The following is a 16245-nucleotide window of genomic DNA, read 5'->3' as shown; positions in this document are numbered from 1 at the left end:
AGCGTCCTCCCGCTCACGATCATTTGCAAGAAGTCACGACAGGGATCGAACAGTGTCAGGACTTGGCGTAGGTCTCGGCTGCGTGGGACTCGAACTCCAGGCCGATCGCGGGCTCGTCACCGACCACCCAGGCGTCGTGCCCAGGCTCGATCAGGTACGCGCTGCCGGCCGCGAGTCGCGCCTTGCTGCCGTCGTCGTGCACGACCTCGATCTCGCCCGAGAGAAGGGTGCCGACGTGCCGGACCTGGCAGGACTCGCCACCGACGACGGGACGAATGCACTCCGACCAGCGCCAGCCCGGCTGGAAGGTGATCTTCGCGACGCTGGCGCCGGGAAACTTCACCACGTTGACGACGGTCTTGTCCGGCGTCCTTTGCTCATCGGGTTCGTCGAACGACTTACTGTAAACGGCCATGCTCCGGCCCCCTCGATCGGGAAAGAATCATTTTCGACAATGGCCCAGATGGCTCGCCGTGAACAGATCCCGCCGCTTATGGCGTCCTTACAGAGCCGCCCGCTGAGGAAACGATCGGTTCGTGAGGTGTCGGTGGGGGTGCGGTGGTGGTCGGGTGGAGCGTCGGCTAGGGGTTTGGTGGGCGACGGGACTGGGTGGTTTGGCGGAGTACTGACCAGGCGTCGGCTACTGGGCCTACGTGGGTGAGTTTGTCGGGGTTGAGAACGGTGTGGATGGTTCGGATATGGCCGTCGAGGATGTCCAGGGTCCAGGTGTTGATGACCTTGCCGTCGCGGTCGCGGAGGATGGCGCCGGGTTGGCCGTTCAGGGCGTGGGGTTCGACGGTGCCGCCGATCCGGGTGAAGGGGGTGACCAGGGAGACGAGTAGGCGGGCCACCTTGCCGGCGCCGGTGATGCCGGTCCCCCACTGTGGGGCCTTGCCGCCGCTGTCGCTGACCATGCGTACGTCGGCTGCGAGCAACTCCTGCAGACTGTCGACGTCCCCTTCGCTGAAGGCGTCGAAGAAACGCGAGGCGAGTACGTCGCGCTCGGCGCGGTCGGCCTCGAACCGGGGCCGGCCGGCGTCCATGTGACGCCGGGCCCGCACCGCGAGCTGACGGCACGCCGACTCCGACCTGTCCACCGCGGAAGCGATCTCCGGAAAGCCGAACCCGAACACGTCACGCAGCACGAACACCGCACGCTCGAGCGGACTCAGCCGCTCGAGCAGGAGCAGGGCTGCCATCGACAACGAGTCGGCCAGCTCCGCCGCGCGCTCCGGATCCTGGTACGGATCCGCCAGCAGCGGCTCAGGGAACCACGGACCGACGTACGTCTCCCGCCGGACACGGGCGGACCGCAGTACATCGATCGAGATGCGAGTCACCACCGCGGACAGGAAGGCCTTGGTCGAGGCGGGCGCTGTCGGCGAGGATTCCCAACGCAGCCAGGTCTCCTGGACCGCGTCCTCTGCCTCGCTCACGCTGCCGAGGAGTCGATAGGCGATCGAGAACAGCAGCGGTCGCAGCTCTTCGAACTCCTCGGCACGCGTCATGCCAGCTCTTCCTTGAAGCCCTGCCGCCAGGACGGGTAGCGCAGTTCCCAGCCGAGCTCCCGCTTGGCCTTGGCGTTGGAGAACCCGCGGCCCTCGGTCATCATCATCACCGCCACGTCCCCGGCCAGTGGCCGCGCGAGCCAGGTGGGGAACCGCATCGGCCGCTTCGCTCCCGCGGACTCGGCCAGGTAGGGCAGCCATACGTTGGCCGGCGCCGGCTCGTCGTCGACGATGTCGAACACACCTTTGGCCTGCCGCTCCACAGCCAAGACTGTAGCGCTCGCCGCATCGTCGAGGTGCACCCACGAGCAGTAGCCGTCGCCACCCCCGACAACCGGAAACTGCCGCTTGCGCACCGGCTCGACCAGGTCGTCCATGGCACCAGGCCCGTAGAACCAGCCGTACCGCAGCACCGCGCCGCCGGCCTTGACCACCACCTCTTCGACGTGGCCGATCGCCGCCATCCCGGGCTCGGCCGGCGTACCCGTCATCGGGTCCACCGGGTCCTGCTCGGTCTTCACCCAGCCGCCCGTACGGATGCCGTTCCAGGCGCCGTACCCCTGCGCGACGAAGTTGGTCACACCAGTCGCCTCGGCGGCCGCGAGCAGGTGGTCCGTCCCCTCGGTCCGCAGCCGGTTGGTGCCGGCGAACCACCGATCCATGTGCTTCATGTCGGGCTTGCCCGCGTGGGCCACGGAGATCGCGGTCATCTGGTGCACGATCGCCTCCGGCCGGGCCTTGGCGACCGCCTCACCAACCGACGCGGCGTCCAGCCCGTCCATCACGACCGCCTCGGCGCCGAGCTTCTCCAGCAAGCCCAGCTTCGCCGAGCCCGTGGTGGTAGCCGTCACCTGGTGTCCCCGCGCCACCAGCTGCGGCACCAGCCGCCGCCCGAGCACCCCGGATCCACCTGCCACGAACACCCGCATGATCATCACCTTTCCGCCTTCAGGACTGTTCCTCAAGCCCGAGACGAGACAGTCCGGCCGGCTGTGACATGCCCTGTGGGGTGGCGCTCGTCACGTCGCCGAGCTGTCACGGGATCGATGCCGACGGCATCTGGTGGTCGTTCACACCAGCCGAAAGAACGGAAGCACACCATGAGCAAGGTTTGGTTCGTCACTGGTTCGTCACGCGGACTGGGACGTAGCTTCGTCGAAGCCGCTCTGTCCCGGGGCGACAAGGTCGCTGCGACCGCGCGGAAGGTCGAGACCCTCCATGACCTGGTCGTCAAGTACGGCGATGCGGTACTCCCGCTCGAGCTGGACGTGACCAGCAAGGCCGCGGTCTTCGGGAGCGTGGAGCAGGCACGGCAACACTTCGGCCGGCTCGACGTGATCGTGAACAACGCGGGCTACGGCCTGTCCGGCGCCGTCGAGGAACTGACCGAGCAGCAACTGCGCGATCAGTTCGAGACCAACTTCTTCGGCGCGGTGTGGGTCGTCCAGGCCGCGGTCCCCCACCTGCGCGAGCAGGGCGGCGGGCACATCATCCAGATCTCCTCGGTCGCCGGCGTCTCCGGGTTCCCACTCGGCGCCGCGTACTGCGCTTCCAAGTGGGCCCTCGAAGGCCTGAGCGAATCCCTCGCCCAGGAGGTCGCCGGCTTCGGCATCAAGGTGACCCTGGTCGAGCCCGGCGGCTACGCCACCGACGGCAACGCGGGCGCCGACCACGCTCAGCCCGATCCGCGGTACGACGGTCTGCGCGAGACCTTCGCGGCGTACGCGAAGACACTCGACCTCGGAGACCCGGCGGCCGCCGGCCAGGCGATCCTGAAGCTCGCCGACGTTGACAACCCACCACTGCGAGTCTTCTTCGGCAACCAGGGCAACGCGATCGTCCAACAGGTGTACGCCGACCGCCTCGAGACCTGGTCCGACTGGCAGGACCTTGCATTGGAGGCCCATGGCCGTACCCCCTGAGGGGTGTGCCGACTGACCCCGTTGGGAGGACGTACGTCGTACCGCCCCACAACTGAGCGTCAGGCCCCACCTGCAGCCTGAGGTGACCTAGCGTCAAGACCACCCGCCCTGCGGATACCAGCGGCAAGTGCCAAGGCCGTGCAGAGCTTCACGTTCCGCGCGGGCGGACGGCTGCTGGCGGTCCTGGCTCGGGCCACGGATCGTGATGGGCTGATTGCGCGGATACGGCTGTGGGGCCGGGGAGGGCAGTGCGCGTGCCTGGGTCGCTCGTTGGGGTATCGCCCCAGATCGCTTGGCGTGCTGCCTCTCGGAGTGCCGCAGCATCGGTGCGGAGATTGCCCGAGCACGTAGTCACCCTGGACGTATCTCCCACTCGTCCCTCCCGTGACTGCGCACTGTCCACACGTTCGGCGTCGTCCGACCGCAGTCCGTCCGACAGCCGTCCGCCCGACCACGGGTCGACGCGCGAACCGTCGTCGGGCAGGCGTCCGCGGAGGGGTTTGACCTGGGGGTTGGGAGGTGTGGATGAGCGCGGTCTGGTGGTTGGGGATGGTGGGGCGGGTTTGCATTGTCGTTGATCAGGGGCTGGTGGTGGGTCGGCCCAGGTGGGGCGGGTGACGTGGACTTTGCCGTTGGTGATGGTGATGGTCCAGTGGCCGGCGTGGAGGTCGATGTGGTGGCGGCGGCAGACCAGGACGAGGTTCCAGATGGCGGTTTCGCCGCCGTCGAGCCAGGAGCGTAGGTGGTGGGCGTCGCAGTGGATGGGTGGGGCGCCGCAGACGACGCAGCCTTTGTCGCGGGCGTTCAGGGCGCGGCGCATGGCGCGGGTGACGAGTCGTTCGGAGCGGCCGACGTCGAGGGGTTCGGAGTTGGAGCCGAGGACGAGCGGGATGATGTTGGCGTCGCAGGCCAGGCGTCTGATCGCGGCCGCGGACAGGTTGTCGCCGTAGACGAGTCCGCCGGTGGCCTCCGCGGCAGCCGACTTCAGATCCTCCAGGTCGATGGTGACCGTGATGTTCGCCTTCGCCCCGAACCCCGGGACGGCGCCGGCGGGTGCGGGGCCTGAGGCAGCCTCTCCGAGGGCAGGGTATGCAGGGCCAGTGTCAGGGCTGAAGATGTCGCCGCGGGCCGCGGCCGTGGCGGCGGCAACAGCGGCGGGCCTGACGCCTGCGGCGCCGGCTCCTGACGCTGCGCGACTGGACTGCGAAGCTAGGGCGGCGGGCGTGGTGGGGCCGGGCTTGGTGGTGGGGAGGTTGAGGGCCGGATCGGTGGATTTGGCGGCCAGGGTCAGCGCGGTCGTCAGGGCGTCGGCTTGGCGCTTGTCGCGGGGGCGGGGATCCAGTTCGCCGTCGAGGGTCTTGTGGGGACGGGCACCGGCGTGGATCAGGGACCGCAGCAGTTCGGCGTTCTCGTTGGCCAGGTAACCACGGAACTTGACGCCGTTCTCGGCGGTGATCAACGCCAGGGACTCGCGGGCGTAGGCCTTGTGCTCGTCAGGTTCGGGGCCGTCGGTGTCGAGGAGATCGCGGACCTGCTTGCCCGCTTTGCGCAGTTCACCAGGGTTGAGGTGGCGGGCCAGGTTCACCAGCTGCTGTTCGGCGACCTCGACATCCTCGACCGGCACCGTGGCGGGGACGCGCTCGAGGGCGGACACGATCGCCTCGGCCTGCGCGGGGTGCAGCACCTGGCCACCGTTGTCGGGGTCTGAGGTTGCGGGGATGGCGTCGTCGGTCAGGGCGGCAGACACGGTCCGATACTTCGGGAGGGCCCGGGCCAGGCGGACGTCGCGGTGGGCCACAGGGCGGTCCAGGCGGTAGCGGAAGGCCAACAGTTGCACGGTGTCATGGGCACCGATGTCGTGCGCGTGACCGATGTCGTCCAGGGCCGCAATGAGCTGCAGACGGTAGGTCTGGCGCTGGGCAAGCTCGGCATCCACGGCGTCGAGAGCCGACAGCATCTCGCTGCCACTCATCGACCAGATCGGCCGCTCGTCCAGAAGTTCCATACCTGCAACTCTAGACACCGCCACCGACAGTTTCCGAATCCAGAAGCCCTTATCCACAACGGAATCTGTTATCCACAGACGTCTGCCTCTGCGGATCTTGCCTTAGGCAACGTCTAATCCCGGCGCTCTCGTCGTCACCCACGAGGCTTCGACGGGCCGGGGGGCGACACCGCAACGCCGATCACTCGCCACCGACGAGATCGTCACCCGCCCGAGCTGTCCGCTGTGCCGACTGTGGCCGGGATCCAAACTGGGGGTCATGGTGGTCGCCGGCCAGGCTGTGATCGGCGGCGCCCGGTCGTGGGGCCGAACACGTTCGTCCAGAGGATGGACCCGTTGCTGGACAGGGGTCAGTGGGTTTGATCACGGCCTTGCCCGGCACCAGACCCACACATGACACCCGGTTGTCCTCATCGAACCAACCTCCGCTCGCGACCGGCCATCCGATGGTTTTACTGTCAGTACTTTCTGAGCTCGGCAGGACCAGGATCTGGACAATCCCGATTCTCCTTGCCCAGAAGGCACTTCTCGGTATGCCGCCCCCGATGGATCGGCCACATCACCGACTCAGGCTAAGGCGTTCGCGAGTGAGCCGGGAGGGCGTTGAAGGGGAGGCCGCTGGACTCGGATTGGCAGATGGATCGGAGTTGGGTGTAGAGGGCGGCAACTGTCTCGGGTTCGGTGGACCAGAGGTTGGTGGTTTCGGTGGGGTCGGTGGACAGGTCGTAGAGCTGGCCGTCGGGGTGGTCGGCGTCCCAAGCGGGGTTGGCGTGGGCCTTGCCGGAGCCGGCGCTGAAGAGGGCGCTGATCGACGGTTCCGAGAAGCCGCCGCCGGAGCCGGGCGCGAAGATCGCCTTCCACCGGCCGGAGCGGATCGCGAAGCGGCCGCCGAGGCTGTGGTGGACCACCGGCCGGTCCGCCGGCAACGACTCGCCTCGGGTCAGCGCGCCGAGCAGGTCCTGACCGTCCTCGGCTGCTCCGTCCGGAAGCGCCGCACCGGTCGCGGCCGCGACCGTCGGAAGGACGTCGGTGAGACAGATCGGGGCCTCGAGCAACGAACCCGCCGGGATCCGGCCCGGCCAGAAGGCGATGAACGGCTCGCGGTGGCCGCCGTCCCACAAGTCGCCCTTCTGGCCGCGCCAGTCACCATTGGGACGGTGCTGCGCCATGTCGCCGTCGTCGTCGAAGATCATCGGCGCACCGTTGTCGCTGGTGACGATGACCAACGTGTTCTCGGCTTCGCCGCGCTCGGCGATCGCCTGCAGTACTTCACCAACAGCCCAGTCGACCAGACAGACAGCGTCCGCCCGGTCCCCCAGTCCGGAGCGACCACGGATGAAGTCCGGTGGCACACACGGCCGGTGCGGCGCCGAGGGCGCGACGTAGCACAAGTACGGCGTACCGGGCTCGATCCCCCGCAGCCAGTCGACAGCCTCGCCGACGAACCGTACGTCGGCTTCGTCCTCGCGCCAGCCGTCGACCTGCAGCCCGGGGCGCTGCTCGGTCAGGTAGTTCTCCTTCTCCCGGTCGGGCACCCCGACAGTGCGATCGTCGGAGATGAAAGCGTACGGCGGCATGTCCAGCGACCCCGCGATCCCGAAGAACCGGTCGAAACCCAGCTCGGTCGGACCACCGGTGACCGCCGCGGTGTAGTCGATGTCGCGCCCGAAGTCGGTGTCGACGTCGTCGTGCAGCACCGCGCCGGGCGCGAACGCATCCCGGACAGACCCGTCGCGATGTCGCCAGCCAAGGCCCAGGTGCCACTTGCCGAAGGCACCGGTCGCGTAGCCGGCGTCGCGCAGCACGCTTGCCATCGTCGGCCGGTCCGGCTCGATCAGCACCGGACCGTGTCCCATCAGTACGAAGTTCTTCAACGGTCCGCGCCACGCATAGCGACCGGTCATCAGGGCATACCGGCTCGGCGTGCAGACCGCGGAGGCCGAGTGACAGTCGGTCAGCCGAGCACCGCCGGCGGCGAGCCTGTCGATGTTGGGGGTCGGAATGGCCGAGCCGTAGCAGCCGAGGTCCCCCCACCCCATGTCATCGGCCAGTACGACGACCACGTTCGGTGTCACGGGGTTCCTCTCATCGGTGCGAGCAGGGGGCATGCGCGCTCTTCACGATCCGGACCTGATCGGTCGTCGCCGGATCGATCTGGAAGTTGCCGTCGGCAGCGTTCGCCACACACGTGCCGTTCATGGCGACGTTCATCAGCGTCACGTCGGAGACCCGGTGATCGGGATCCCCACCGGTGAAGACGTTCGGCATCGTGAACGGCGTCTGCGCGGTGATGTCGCGGAACACCAGGCCGGAGATCTGGCCGAACCCGAGCGCCGGGTCGTACCACTTCGGGTGCTTCTCCAAGATGATGTAGAACAACCTCCAGTTCGCGTCCTCCACCCGGATGTCCTCGAACAGGAACCTCTGCAGGTGCCCAGGAGTGGCGTGCCGGGCCCGGAAGATCGCTTGCGGCGACAGCCAGTAGTGCTCGGCGTGAATGACGTCGTTGTCGTAGACGTGGAAGTCGGCCTGGTCGGTGAGGATGTTCCAGCTGATCATGAACGGCGCCCCGTTCTCGAGCTGCCAGACGACGTTGTCCCGGATCACCGAGTCGCCGGTCATCGGCTTCAGCGCGTCGTCGTTCACCTTGCAGAAGTTGCCCTCGACCAGGCTCGCCGTGCCGGCCCAGATGCAGTCGGTGCTGTACCACCAGCTCATCACCTTCAGGTTGTGCACGGTGATGTGGTCACCAAGCACCCGCACGTTGAATCGCGGGCCGTTGACGAAGGTCAGTCCGTCGACCACCACGTTGCTCGAGTTGGACGACCCCGTCGAGCAGGCCGCGTGCGGAGGCTGACCGGGATCGTGACAGTCGATGTCGATCAGCCCTGGCTGGTTCTTGTTCGCATCCTGATCGCCGGTGTCGAGGTACGTCCCGTCGATGACGCCGCGGCCACGAATCACCACGTTGTGGACGCCGAGACCCTTGAACGTCCCCTGCACCCACGCGCCACCCGCGACGTACACCGTCTGGTTCGAGTGCAGTTGCACCGTGCCGAGCTGATGCAGTCCGGGGCCGAGATACAGCACGTTGGGGTCCTGAGCCGGCGGTACGTCGACCTCCGGCGGGTTCGCGAACACCAGCATCGGATGCAGCACCGGGTTGGTGGTGTTCGGCGTGAACTCCACCGAGACGTTGGCCGCCTCGGTCAGGGTGAACGAGCACGTGCTGCCGGAGAAGTGCGTGCGGATCCGGGCGGACTCGGGCCGCACCAGACAGCCAGTCGCCGTACCGCTCAGCTTGTGCACCTCGACGGTCACCGGCCCGGCGAACGAGAACGACGTCCAGGACGTGTCCTTCTCCAGGTTGCTGTCGGTTTTGCGCGCCGCGACCTGGTAAACGAAGGAGCTTGTACTCCGTCCCCGCTGACCGACCGTGACGGAGTACTGATCGGAGACCGGACTGCCGGACGCGGGTGGGTAGGTCGTCAGCTGCGGCCTTGCATGGTGGTCGGCCTCGATCGAACCGTACGGAAGCTTCGCACGTTCGCGGGCCAGGTCGCGCAGCATCGTGTCGGTGGTCCGGGTGATCTGGTTCGCGAGCTGTTCCACCTGCGGCAGCGGGCCGTCGATCGCCTGGCTGCTACCGCCCTGGTCGTACTCCGTCCCGACGTACTGCGGGCCGGGCTCGGCCCCGGCCGGCGCGGCCGCGATCAATCCCGCGACCGAGACGAGCGCGGCGACCACACGTGCGAGCTTCATCATGCCTCACCTCTCGACGACGACAGCACGGTCTCAGCCGAAGCGACGCTGGAACTTGGCCTCGGGATCCCACTCGTTCAGGCCCGCGCACCCGAACGCGGGCGCGAGCACGTAGTGGTCGTAGGTCTCGACCAACCGGTCCCGCAGCAGCGTGTGGTGGCGCCGGAGCTCGTCCACGTGCTTCTCGCTGTCGACCAGGTTGGTCATTTCGTACGGGTCTTCCTCGAGGTCGAAGAACTGCCAGGGCTTTCCACCGTGGGCGTCGCCGAGCACCGTGTACTTGTAGCGACTGGTCCGGAAGCCGCGCCACGTCTCGTCATGGAACGGCATCCCCGGCCGCATCTCCGCGACGAACTCGAGCAGCACGCCCTCGCGGTCGAGCCCGGTCTCGTCGCCGCGGGCGAGCGGCGACAGGTCCAGCCCGGGCTTCGGATCGCGCGGTACGACGCCGGCCAGTCCGAGCAGGGTCGGGAACAGATCCTCGGTGCTGACCGGATCGGCCACCACCGACGACGCGATGCCCGCACCGGACAGGATCAGCGGGACTCCGAGCGACTCCTCCCACGGACGCTGCTTCGCCAGCAGACCGTGGCAGCCGAGCAGTTCGCCGTGGTCCGCGGTCAGACCGATCACGGTGTTCTCCAGCTGACCGGTTTCGCGCAGGGCGCCGACCAGGCGCCCGACGTTGTCGTCGAGGTTCTCGATCATCGCGTAGTAGACCCGCAGGTCGTCGATCAGGTCCCGGCCGTGCGGTCCGCGCTTGTTGTAGTCCTTGCCGACGTCAACGTTCTCCCGCAGGACGATCTCGCGGTCCTTCCAGCGCTCGACGTACTCCGGTGGCGCGGTGAAGATCGGGTGCGGCGGCTCCACCGACAGCACCGTGGCCCACGGCTTGTCCGACGGTTTGCGCAGGTCGGCGATCGCGAGGTCGAACAGGCCGTCGGTCTGGAACCCGTCGATCTTGTGGGCCTGCGGATCGTCCTCGTTCCAGTAGTAGGTGTCCCACGGGTCGTTGCAGATGTCGAAGCCCGCGAACCGCTGGAACCGGCCCTGGTACGGCCGCGGCACCTGGGTCCGCGACGTCTTCACCACGGTGTGGCCCGGGTAGTGGCCGAAGTTCCCGTACAGATGCCACTTCCCGTAGAGCGCCGTCTGGTAGCCGGCCCCGTTCAGCTCGTCGGCGAGGGTGCGCTCGGCCGGCGACATCCGCCACTCGATCGACGGGATGAACCGGGTGTGCGCGTACTCCCCCGTCATCAGCGAGAACCGGTACGGCACACAGACAGGGTACGTCGAGCACGCGGCGTCGAAGCGAGTCCCCGCCGCCGCCAGCGCGTCGATGTTGGGCGTCGCGACGTTCGGGTCGCCGTACGCGCCGAGGGCCTGGCGGCGCAACTGGTCGGCGACGATCAGGACGAGGTTCGGACGGGTGTCGGGTGACGTCACTTGAGTCCTCCTGCGGTGAGACCGCTGACGAATCGGCGTTGCAGTACGAGGAACAGCAGCACGACCGGGCCGAGCATGAAGATCGCCGCGGCGCTCGTCATCCCCCAGTCGGTCGAGTGCTGGTCCTGGAAGGCGAGGAAGCTGGTCGCCACCGGGCGCAGCTTCGGGTCGTGGATGAAGGTGATCGCCCAGAAGAACTCGTTCCAGGACCACAGCGCGACGATCAGCGCGACGGTCAGGAAGCCCGGCCAGGCCAGTGGCAGCACGACCCGGCGGGCGATCTGCAGGTCGGACGCGCCGTCCAGCCGGGCCGCCTCGGTGTAGTCCTTCGGGATCTTGAGCAGGAACGATCTCAGCAGCAAGGTGGCGAACGGCGCGTCGGTGGCCCAGTAGATGACGATCAGCCCGAACAGGTTGTCGACCAGGTGCAACTGGGTCCAGAGGAAGAACAGCGGCACCAGGAACAGCTGCACCGGCAGCGCACTGCCGAGGAACAGGTACCCGACCACGATCCCGCTCCCCGGCACGTGCAGATGACTGAGCGCGTACGCCGCGAGGCCGGCGATCAGGCAGGTGCCGAGGACGGCACCGAGACAGATGATCGCGCTGTTGCGCATGGTGGTGGCGAAGTCGCCGCGAGTCCACGCCTCGGTGAAGTTGTCCAGGCTGAGCGAGGTCGGCGGTGCCAGCGGGTTGGTGCCGATCTCCGCGTTGTTCTTGAACGCGTTGAACACCACCGCGACCAGTGGGCCGATCGCGAACAGTGCCAGCACGATCAGCACGACGTACGCCCCGGCGCCTGCACCGGAATGGCGGGACCGCCTCGGACTGGAGGCCGGCGGGCCAGGCGTGCGGGTGGTGGTCGCCGGGTCGATGACGGTGGTGGTCACTCGTCCTCCCATCCCTTCTTGCGCAGGTACTGGTAGACGGCCAGGATCCCGGCGGTGATGGCGGTCATCGAGAGTCCGAGGGCGGCGGCGTACCCGGCGGAGTACTCGTTGAAGGCCTGCTTGTACATCAGCGTCGAGACCACTTCGCTGGAGCCGGCCGGACCGCCCTGGGTCATGATGAAGATGTAGTCGAACGCCTTGAGCGTCCAGATCACCGTCATCAGGATCACGAAGATCATCGTCGGGCGGATGCCGGGCAGCGTGACCGCGAGGAACTGCTGCCATTTACCGGCACCGTCGACGCTGGCCGCGTCGTACAACTGCGGGTCGATGCCCTGCATCGCGGCGAGGAAGATCACCGCGAGGAAGCCCCAGAAGTGCCAGTCGACGACGAAGTTCACGCTGACCAGCGATGTGGCGGTGTCACCGAGCCACGAATGATCGATCCCGAACTGGTGACCGATTCCACTGGTCGGTGACAGCAGCATCTTCCAGACAGCTGCGTTCACCACACTGGCCACGACGTACGGAACGAAGTAGAGCGCGCGGAACAGGACCTGGAAGCGGCGGACCTGACTGAGCAGGTAGGCGCCCAGCAAACCCATTGCCATCGGCACCGAACCGAACAGCACGAACCAGATGACGTTGTGCAGCAGGGCCTGATGGACATCGGGATCGGTGAAGGCCTTGGTGTAGTTCTCCAGGCCGATGAACTCGGCCGGGCCGAGCCCGGACCAGTCGGTCAGCGAGTAGTACACCGTCGCGATCGACGGACCGAGCACCACGACGAGGTTGAGCACCAGCAGCGGTGCCAGGAAGGCCCAGCCGATCACCGCCGACCGGCGCCGCGCACGAGCGGCGCCGGGCGCCCGTACGGCGGTGCCGGCGACGGCCGTCGTCATTTGGCCGGGCCCTGGGCGGGCAGGGCGGGGATGGTGCCGTCGGCCTTCTCCTCGGTGAAGAGCCGGTCGAGTTCCTTGCAGTAGTCGGCCGCCTTGATCTTCTTGGTCAGCACCTGCTCGAGCCCCTCGTAGACGTACACGTCCGTCTTCGGTGGCCACCAGGTCCACGTGACGTACCCGTAGTCACCCGTCGAGACCGCCTTGTTCAGCGAGGTCAGCACGCGGGCCGAGCGAGGGTCGATCTTCTTCGGGATGTCGGCGTCGGTGAAGTCGATCGGGATGTTGTACGTCGCCGGTACGTCGGCCATCCGCTTCAGGGCCGCGCCGCGGTCACCGTAGTACCAGTTCATGAAGGTCGCGGCGGCGTCCTTGTTCTTGCTGGCCTCGTTGATCCCGAGCGAACCGCCGATACCCAGTTCGAACAGCGGGTACTTGACCTCGGACCGCAGCGCCGGGATCGGCATCCAGTCCCACTCGTTGTCGTTCTTCGCCTTGGCACCGAAGTACTGGCCGACCTGGCTCATGAACCAGCCGCCCTGCGGGATCATCGCGACCTTGCCCTTGCCGAAGTTCGCACCGATCTCCTGCGAGGGAACGGCGAAGTACTTGTCGACGCCGCCGGCCAGCCAGCCCTTGTCGAAGTAGCTCTGCACCAGTTCGACCGCCTCGACGAAGACCGGGTCGGTGAACTTGATGTCGCCGGACAGCGCCTGGTGCAAGGCGTCCGGACCCGAGTAGTGGTTCCAGAACACCGTCATCAGCCACTCGCCGGCGGCCTTCCAGTCCACGTTGGAGGAGCCGAACGCGGTGATGCCCTGGCCGTGCGCCTCGGCCGCCAGCGCCTCGAGCTCGTCGCGGTTCGTGGGCTGCTTCCAGCCCTTCGACGCGAACAGCGTCTTGTTGAAGTAGAGCATCATCGTGTCCACCCGCATGGGCAGCGCGAACAGCTTGTCCTCGGTCGTGAACGCGTTCATCGCCCAGGCCGACAGCTTGTCCTTCCAGCCGTACTTGTCCGCGTACGGCGTCAGGTCCGCAAGTGCATGCGCCTTGCTCCAGGCCAGGGTCTGCGTGGCCGACGGACCACGGACGACATCCGGCCCGGACCTGGCCTGCAGGGCGGTCTGCACGAGCCGGCGCAGGTCGTCACCCTTGTAGTACGTCGTGTTCAGGTCGACCGACGGATTCGCCTTCTCGAACAGGGCGGCGACCTGCTCGTTGAAGTACTTCTGGTTCGCGTCGCCCTGGATGTCGAGCCACAGGTCGACCTTGCCGCTGCCCGAGCCGGCTCCACTGTCGTCGCTGCCTCCACAAGCGGTGAGGACACCGGGCGCAGCGATGGCAGCCGCGCTCAGGCCCGCACCGGTCAGGAAACGGCGGCGGCTGAACGGATGTGCGGTCATGATTCCTCCTCGCGCGAGATGGGTGTGATGCGGACCTCTTGGGTCGCTGTCCGGCCCTCGGTGACCACCAGCGCGACGCCGCCGCAGTCGTACGTGGGGTCGGTCAGGTCGAACAGAGCCTCACCGTCGACGGTGGCGACGAGCCGGTCGCCGTCCACGGTGAGGGCGAGCTGATAGGTGTGGCCGTACTCCCAGTCGAACGCGCGGCTGGCGAGCACGGTGTGGTGCCGGACGAGGCGGACGGTGTTCCGGTCGGCCAGTTCGAGCGCGTAGTACCGCTGCAGCCCTTGGACCCGAGCCGCGATGCCGGCCGACGCCGCCAGGTGTGGAGTCACATCGGCGGTGACGGTGTAGTTCTGCCAGTCCCTTGATCCCTGGCTGAGCAGGCCGGTACCCCGGTTCTGCACGATGCGGAACGGCTCCGGCCAATGGCCGTCCCAGCGGTCGACCGCGCGCAGCCAGGCACGACGCCAGACCGTTCCGGCCACCGGTCGCGTGAGGGTTACGTCGGGTGCGCCGTCCCAGGTCAGGCGGTCCAGCTGGACGGTGCCCGAAGTCGTCAGACCGACAGCCGCGACCGGCTGGCCACCGAGCTCCGGCACGGTGAACGCCAGATCCGCGGACTCGCCTGCGGACAGGGTCGCCCCCGGTCCGGACACGGTGCGCAGTTCGTCGTTCTCGTCGTACGCCGTGATCGTCAGTCGCACCTCGGCGTCGTCCGTGGCGTCGACGTGCGCCGTGACCGTCTGCCCGGTGTAGAGAGTGGGGCTCGCGAGCAGGCCGTAGATCGGCATGTCCAGAGCCTCGGGCGGGATGAACGTCGGCGTACTGACCGTCGTCGCGCCCGGCACCGTCAGGCGGGCGTCGTGGTTCATGACCTGACCGTTGCCCTCAGCAACGGCGAAGCCCTGCACCGAGCCAGGGAAGGCGAAGTGGAACCGGGCGCCGCCCTTCGGGACCACCGGTTGCTCACCGGCCCAGGTCCGTCCGTGCCCGGCGAGAGTCAGGGCCTCACGCGCCGCGTCGGTGATGCAGGATCCACCGTCGGCGGCAGGCAGGTAGAGCCGGTCGGCGATCGGGCCACGCCAGTCCGGGCCGGCGTCGAGGCCGGCCAGCCCACCTCGAACGCCGCAGATCGCTCCGACGTTGCCGGCGTTCGAGTCGGTGTCCCAACCGGAGGTGTTGACCACCGTCATCGCCTGGGCGAACTCGCCGCCACTGTGCGCGAGGGCGTTGATGATCGTCGCGTGGTTCGGGATCACGTGGCAGTTGCCGCCGTACAGGTGGTAGCCGTACCGCTCCTCGATCCGTTCCCGAGTCGCTTTCCAGTCACCGCCGGTGGCCCATTCGCGGACGTCGGCGACGACGCGGTAGATCAGGCTGTCCTTCGGGATCAGCGTGACCGCGGTGTCGAGCAGCCGATCCATGTCCAGCTCCACGAACGACTGCGCGACCAGGGCCGCGACCACACGAGCAGCATGGATCGCCTCACCGTCGTGGCTCACCCGGGCGGCGCGCTCGGCCAGGTCGGCCGCGGCCTGCGGATCGCCCGGCCGTGTCATCGCGAATCCCTCGACGAAGATCTGCGCACCGACCTGCTCGGCGACCACCTGACCGTTGCGCGCCATCGCACCGCTGTCCGGCGGAAGGATGCCTGCCTTCATCCGCAGGTACGCCGTGTGCTCGGTCGAGTTGCCGAGCCCGCCCCACCACAGCACCGTCTGTTCCTCGACGATCTGGTCGAGCCAGGTCTGGCCGACCTGCTCGGAGGTCGGCTCGACGCCGTGGTCGCGCAGCGCCCGCGGGAACACCAGCGTCCCGCTGATGTCGTCGTCGGTGACCACCAGCAGGTGGTTCTTGAGCGGCAGATCGGTACGGTCGTTGACGTAGTAGGTGATGTCGCCGAGCTCGTCGACGATCCGCTGGTACCGCCAGCCCTCGAACGGCCGGCCCAGATAGACGGCGATCACCTTGCCGAGCACACCGGCGTACACCCGGTCTTCGTAGTCAGCCGGAATCATCAGAACGGCACTCCCGCGGTCAGGATCACATTGGCGTACGGCGTGGTCTCGCCGGTGCGGACGACGGCCCGCGAGGTCCTGCAGAGGACTTTGAAGTCTTCGTGGCTGGTCCGTTTCAGCGGGACCGAGCCGAGGTGTTCGTCGAGGCCTCGCAGCAACCGCGAGTCCGTCAACTCCTGCGCGATCAGGGCCTGCTCGACCACCAGTTCGGCGGCGAGTGCGGCCAGCACCGGCAGCAACGCGGGCTCGTCGCGGGCCCAGACCAGGTCGATCGTCTCGACCTCGGGTGGCACCGGCAGCCCGGGATCCGCGAGCACGATCGTCTCGGTATGTCGCAGACCGGCCACCACCGCGGCCAGCCGCGGGTGCCACAGTCCTGATCGACGCAT

At 67.7% G+C, this 16245-nt stretch carries 13 protein-coding genes; 1 reads left to right on the top strand and 12 read right to left on the bottom strand.

Annotated elements, in window-relative coordinates:
- Positions 1-55: 55 nt before the first annotated feature.
- The 3 genes from OG817_RS11225 to OG817_RS11215 all read right to left on the bottom strand — a co-directional run bounded on the left by OG817_RS11225 (position 56) and on the right by OG817_RS11215 (position 2437).
- A complete protein-coding gene (locus OG817_RS11225; protein WP_131515149.1) occupies positions 56-415 on the bottom strand; it encodes a cupin domain-containing protein in 360 nt (119 codons plus the stop codon).
- A 166-nt stretch (positions 416-581) separates the two neighbouring features.
- Complete coding sequence (locus tag OG817_RS11220) at positions 582-1508, bottom strand: RNA polymerase sigma-70 factor (RefSeq protein ID WP_406053817.1); 927 nt, start codon at positions 1506-1508, stop codon at positions 582-584.
- The gene (locus OG817_RS11215; RefSeq protein WP_406053815.1) at positions 1505-2437 is read right to left on the bottom strand and encodes an NAD-dependent epimerase/dehydratase family protein; all 933 of its coding nucleotides are present in this window, start codon (positions 2435-2437) and stop codon (positions 1505-1507) included. The genes OG817_RS11220 and OG817_RS11215 overlap by 4 nt, the downstream gene beginning before the upstream one ends.
- Positions 2438-2608: 171 nt before the next feature.
- Here OG817_RS11215 and OG817_RS11210 point away from each other — a divergent pair, with 171 nt between their 5' ends.
- A complete protein-coding gene (locus OG817_RS11210) occupies positions 2609-3430 on the top strand; it encodes an SDR family NAD(P)-dependent oxidoreductase (RefSeq protein WP_406053813.1) in 822 nt (273 codons plus the stop codon).
- A 148-nt stretch (positions 3431-3578) separates the two neighbouring features.
- Here OG817_RS11210 and OG817_RS11205 read toward each other — a convergent pair whose 3' ends face one another.
- The 9 genes from OG817_RS11205 to rbsD form a co-directional block, all read right to left on the bottom strand.
- Positions 3579-5435 carry a DUF222 domain-containing protein gene (locus OG817_RS11205; protein ID WP_406053811.1) on the bottom strand — a complete coding sequence of 619 codons (1857 nt, stop codon included), beginning with the start codon at positions 5433-5435 and terminating at the stop codon, positions 3579-3581.
- Between the two features lie 572 nt (positions 5436-6007).
- The gene (locus OG817_RS11200; RefSeq protein WP_406053809.1) at positions 6008-7510 is read right to left on the bottom strand and encodes an arylsulfatase; all 1503 of its coding nucleotides are present in this window, start codon (positions 7508-7510) and stop codon (positions 6008-6010) included.
- Between the two features lie 10 nt (positions 7511-7520).
- Positions 7521-9197 (bottom strand): hypothetical protein, encoded by a 1677-nt coding sequence (locus tag OG817_RS11195; RefSeq protein ID WP_406053807.1) that lies wholly within the window; start codon positions 9195-9197, stop codon positions 7521-7523.
- Between the two features lie 33 nt (positions 9198-9230).
- Positions 9231-10643 (bottom strand): sulfatase, encoded by a 1413-nt coding sequence (locus tag OG817_RS11190; protein WP_406053805.1) that lies wholly within the window; start codon positions 10641-10643, stop codon positions 9231-9233.
- Positions 10640-11533: a carbohydrate ABC transporter permease gene (locus OG817_RS11185; protein WP_406053803.1), complete on the bottom strand. Its 894-nt coding sequence runs from the start codon at positions 11531-11533 to the stop codon at positions 10640-10642. The genes OG817_RS11190 and OG817_RS11185 overlap by 4 nt, the downstream gene beginning before the upstream one ends.
- Positions 11530-12435 carry a carbohydrate ABC transporter permease gene (locus OG817_RS11180; protein ID WP_406053801.1) on the bottom strand — a complete coding sequence of 302 codons (906 nt, stop codon included), beginning with the start codon at positions 12433-12435 and terminating at the stop codon, positions 11530-11532. The genes OG817_RS11185 and OG817_RS11180 overlap by 4 nt, the downstream gene beginning before the upstream one ends.
- Positions 12432-13835, bottom strand: a complete 1404-nt coding sequence (locus tag OG817_RS11175; RefSeq protein ID WP_406053799.1) for an ABC transporter substrate-binding protein — start codon at positions 13833-13835, stop codon at positions 12432-12434. The genes OG817_RS11180 and OG817_RS11175 overlap by 4 nt, the downstream gene beginning before the upstream one ends.
- Positions 13832-15856, bottom strand: coding sequence for an ADP-ribosylglycohydrolase family protein (locus tag OG817_RS11170; protein ID WP_406053797.1), 2025 nt, complete (start codon positions 15854-15856; stop codon positions 13832-13834). Before OG817_RS11170 ends, OG817_RS11175 begins: the two co-directional genes overlap by 4 nt.
- Complete coding sequence (gene rbsD, locus OG817_RS11165) at positions 15856-16245, bottom strand: D-ribose pyranase (protein ID WP_393382647.1); 390 nt, start codon at positions 16243-16245, stop codon at positions 15856-15858. The genes OG817_RS11170 and rbsD overlap by 1 nt, the downstream gene beginning before the upstream one ends.

The sequence above is a fragment of the Kribbella sp. NBC_00889 genome, assembly GCF_045207705.1.
Classification (GTDB): domain Bacteria; phylum Actinomycetota; class Actinomycetes; order Propionibacteriales; family Kribbellaceae; genus Kribbella.
Note: the sequence above shows the minus strand (reverse complement) of the source record. Positions and strands in the feature narration are given on the sequence as shown.

What these genes read in the sequence shown, in the direction of transcription:
- OG817_RS11215 (WP_406053815.1), bottom strand. Translation starts at nt 2,437, where the DNA reads ATGCGGGTGTTCGTGGCAGGTGGATCCGGGGTGCTCGGGCGGCGGCTG.
- OG817_RS11195 (WP_406053807.1), bottom strand. Translation starts at nt 9,197, where the DNA reads ATGAAGCTCGCACGTGTGGTCGCCGCGCTCGTCTCGGTCGCGGGATTG.
- OG817_RS11220 (WP_406053817.1), bottom strand. Translation starts at nt 1,508, where the DNA reads ATGACGCGTGCCGAGGAGTTCGAAGAGCTGCGACCGCTGCTGTTCTCG.
- OG817_RS11170 (WP_406053797.1), bottom strand. Translation starts at nt 15,856, where the DNA reads ATGATTCCGGCTGACTACGAAGACCGGGTGTACGCCGGTGTGCTCGGC.
- OG817_RS11205 (WP_406053811.1), bottom strand. Translation starts at nt 5,435, where the DNA reads ATGGAACTTCTGGACGAGCGGCCGATCTGGTCGATGAGTGGCAGCGAG.
- rbsD (WP_393382647.1), bottom strand. Translation starts at nt 16,245, where the DNA reads ATGCGTCGATCAGGACTGTGGCACCCGCGGCTGGCCGCGGTGGTGGCC.
- OG817_RS11180 (WP_406053801.1), bottom strand. Translation starts at nt 12,435, where the DNA reads ATGACGACGGCCGTCGCCGGCACCGCCGTACGGGCGCCCGGCGCCGCT.
- OG817_RS11210 (WP_406053813.1), top strand. Translation starts at nt 2,609, where the DNA reads ATGAGCAAGGTTTGGTTCGTCACTGGTTCGTCACGCGGACTGGGACGT.
- OG817_RS11225 (WP_131515149.1), bottom strand. Translation starts at nt 415, where the DNA reads ATGGCCGTTTACAGTAAGTCGTTCGACGAACCCGATGAGCAAAGGACG.
- OG817_RS11175 (WP_406053799.1), bottom strand. Translation starts at nt 13,835, where the DNA reads ATGACCGCACATCCGTTCAGCCGCCGCCGTTTCCTGACCGGTGCGGGC.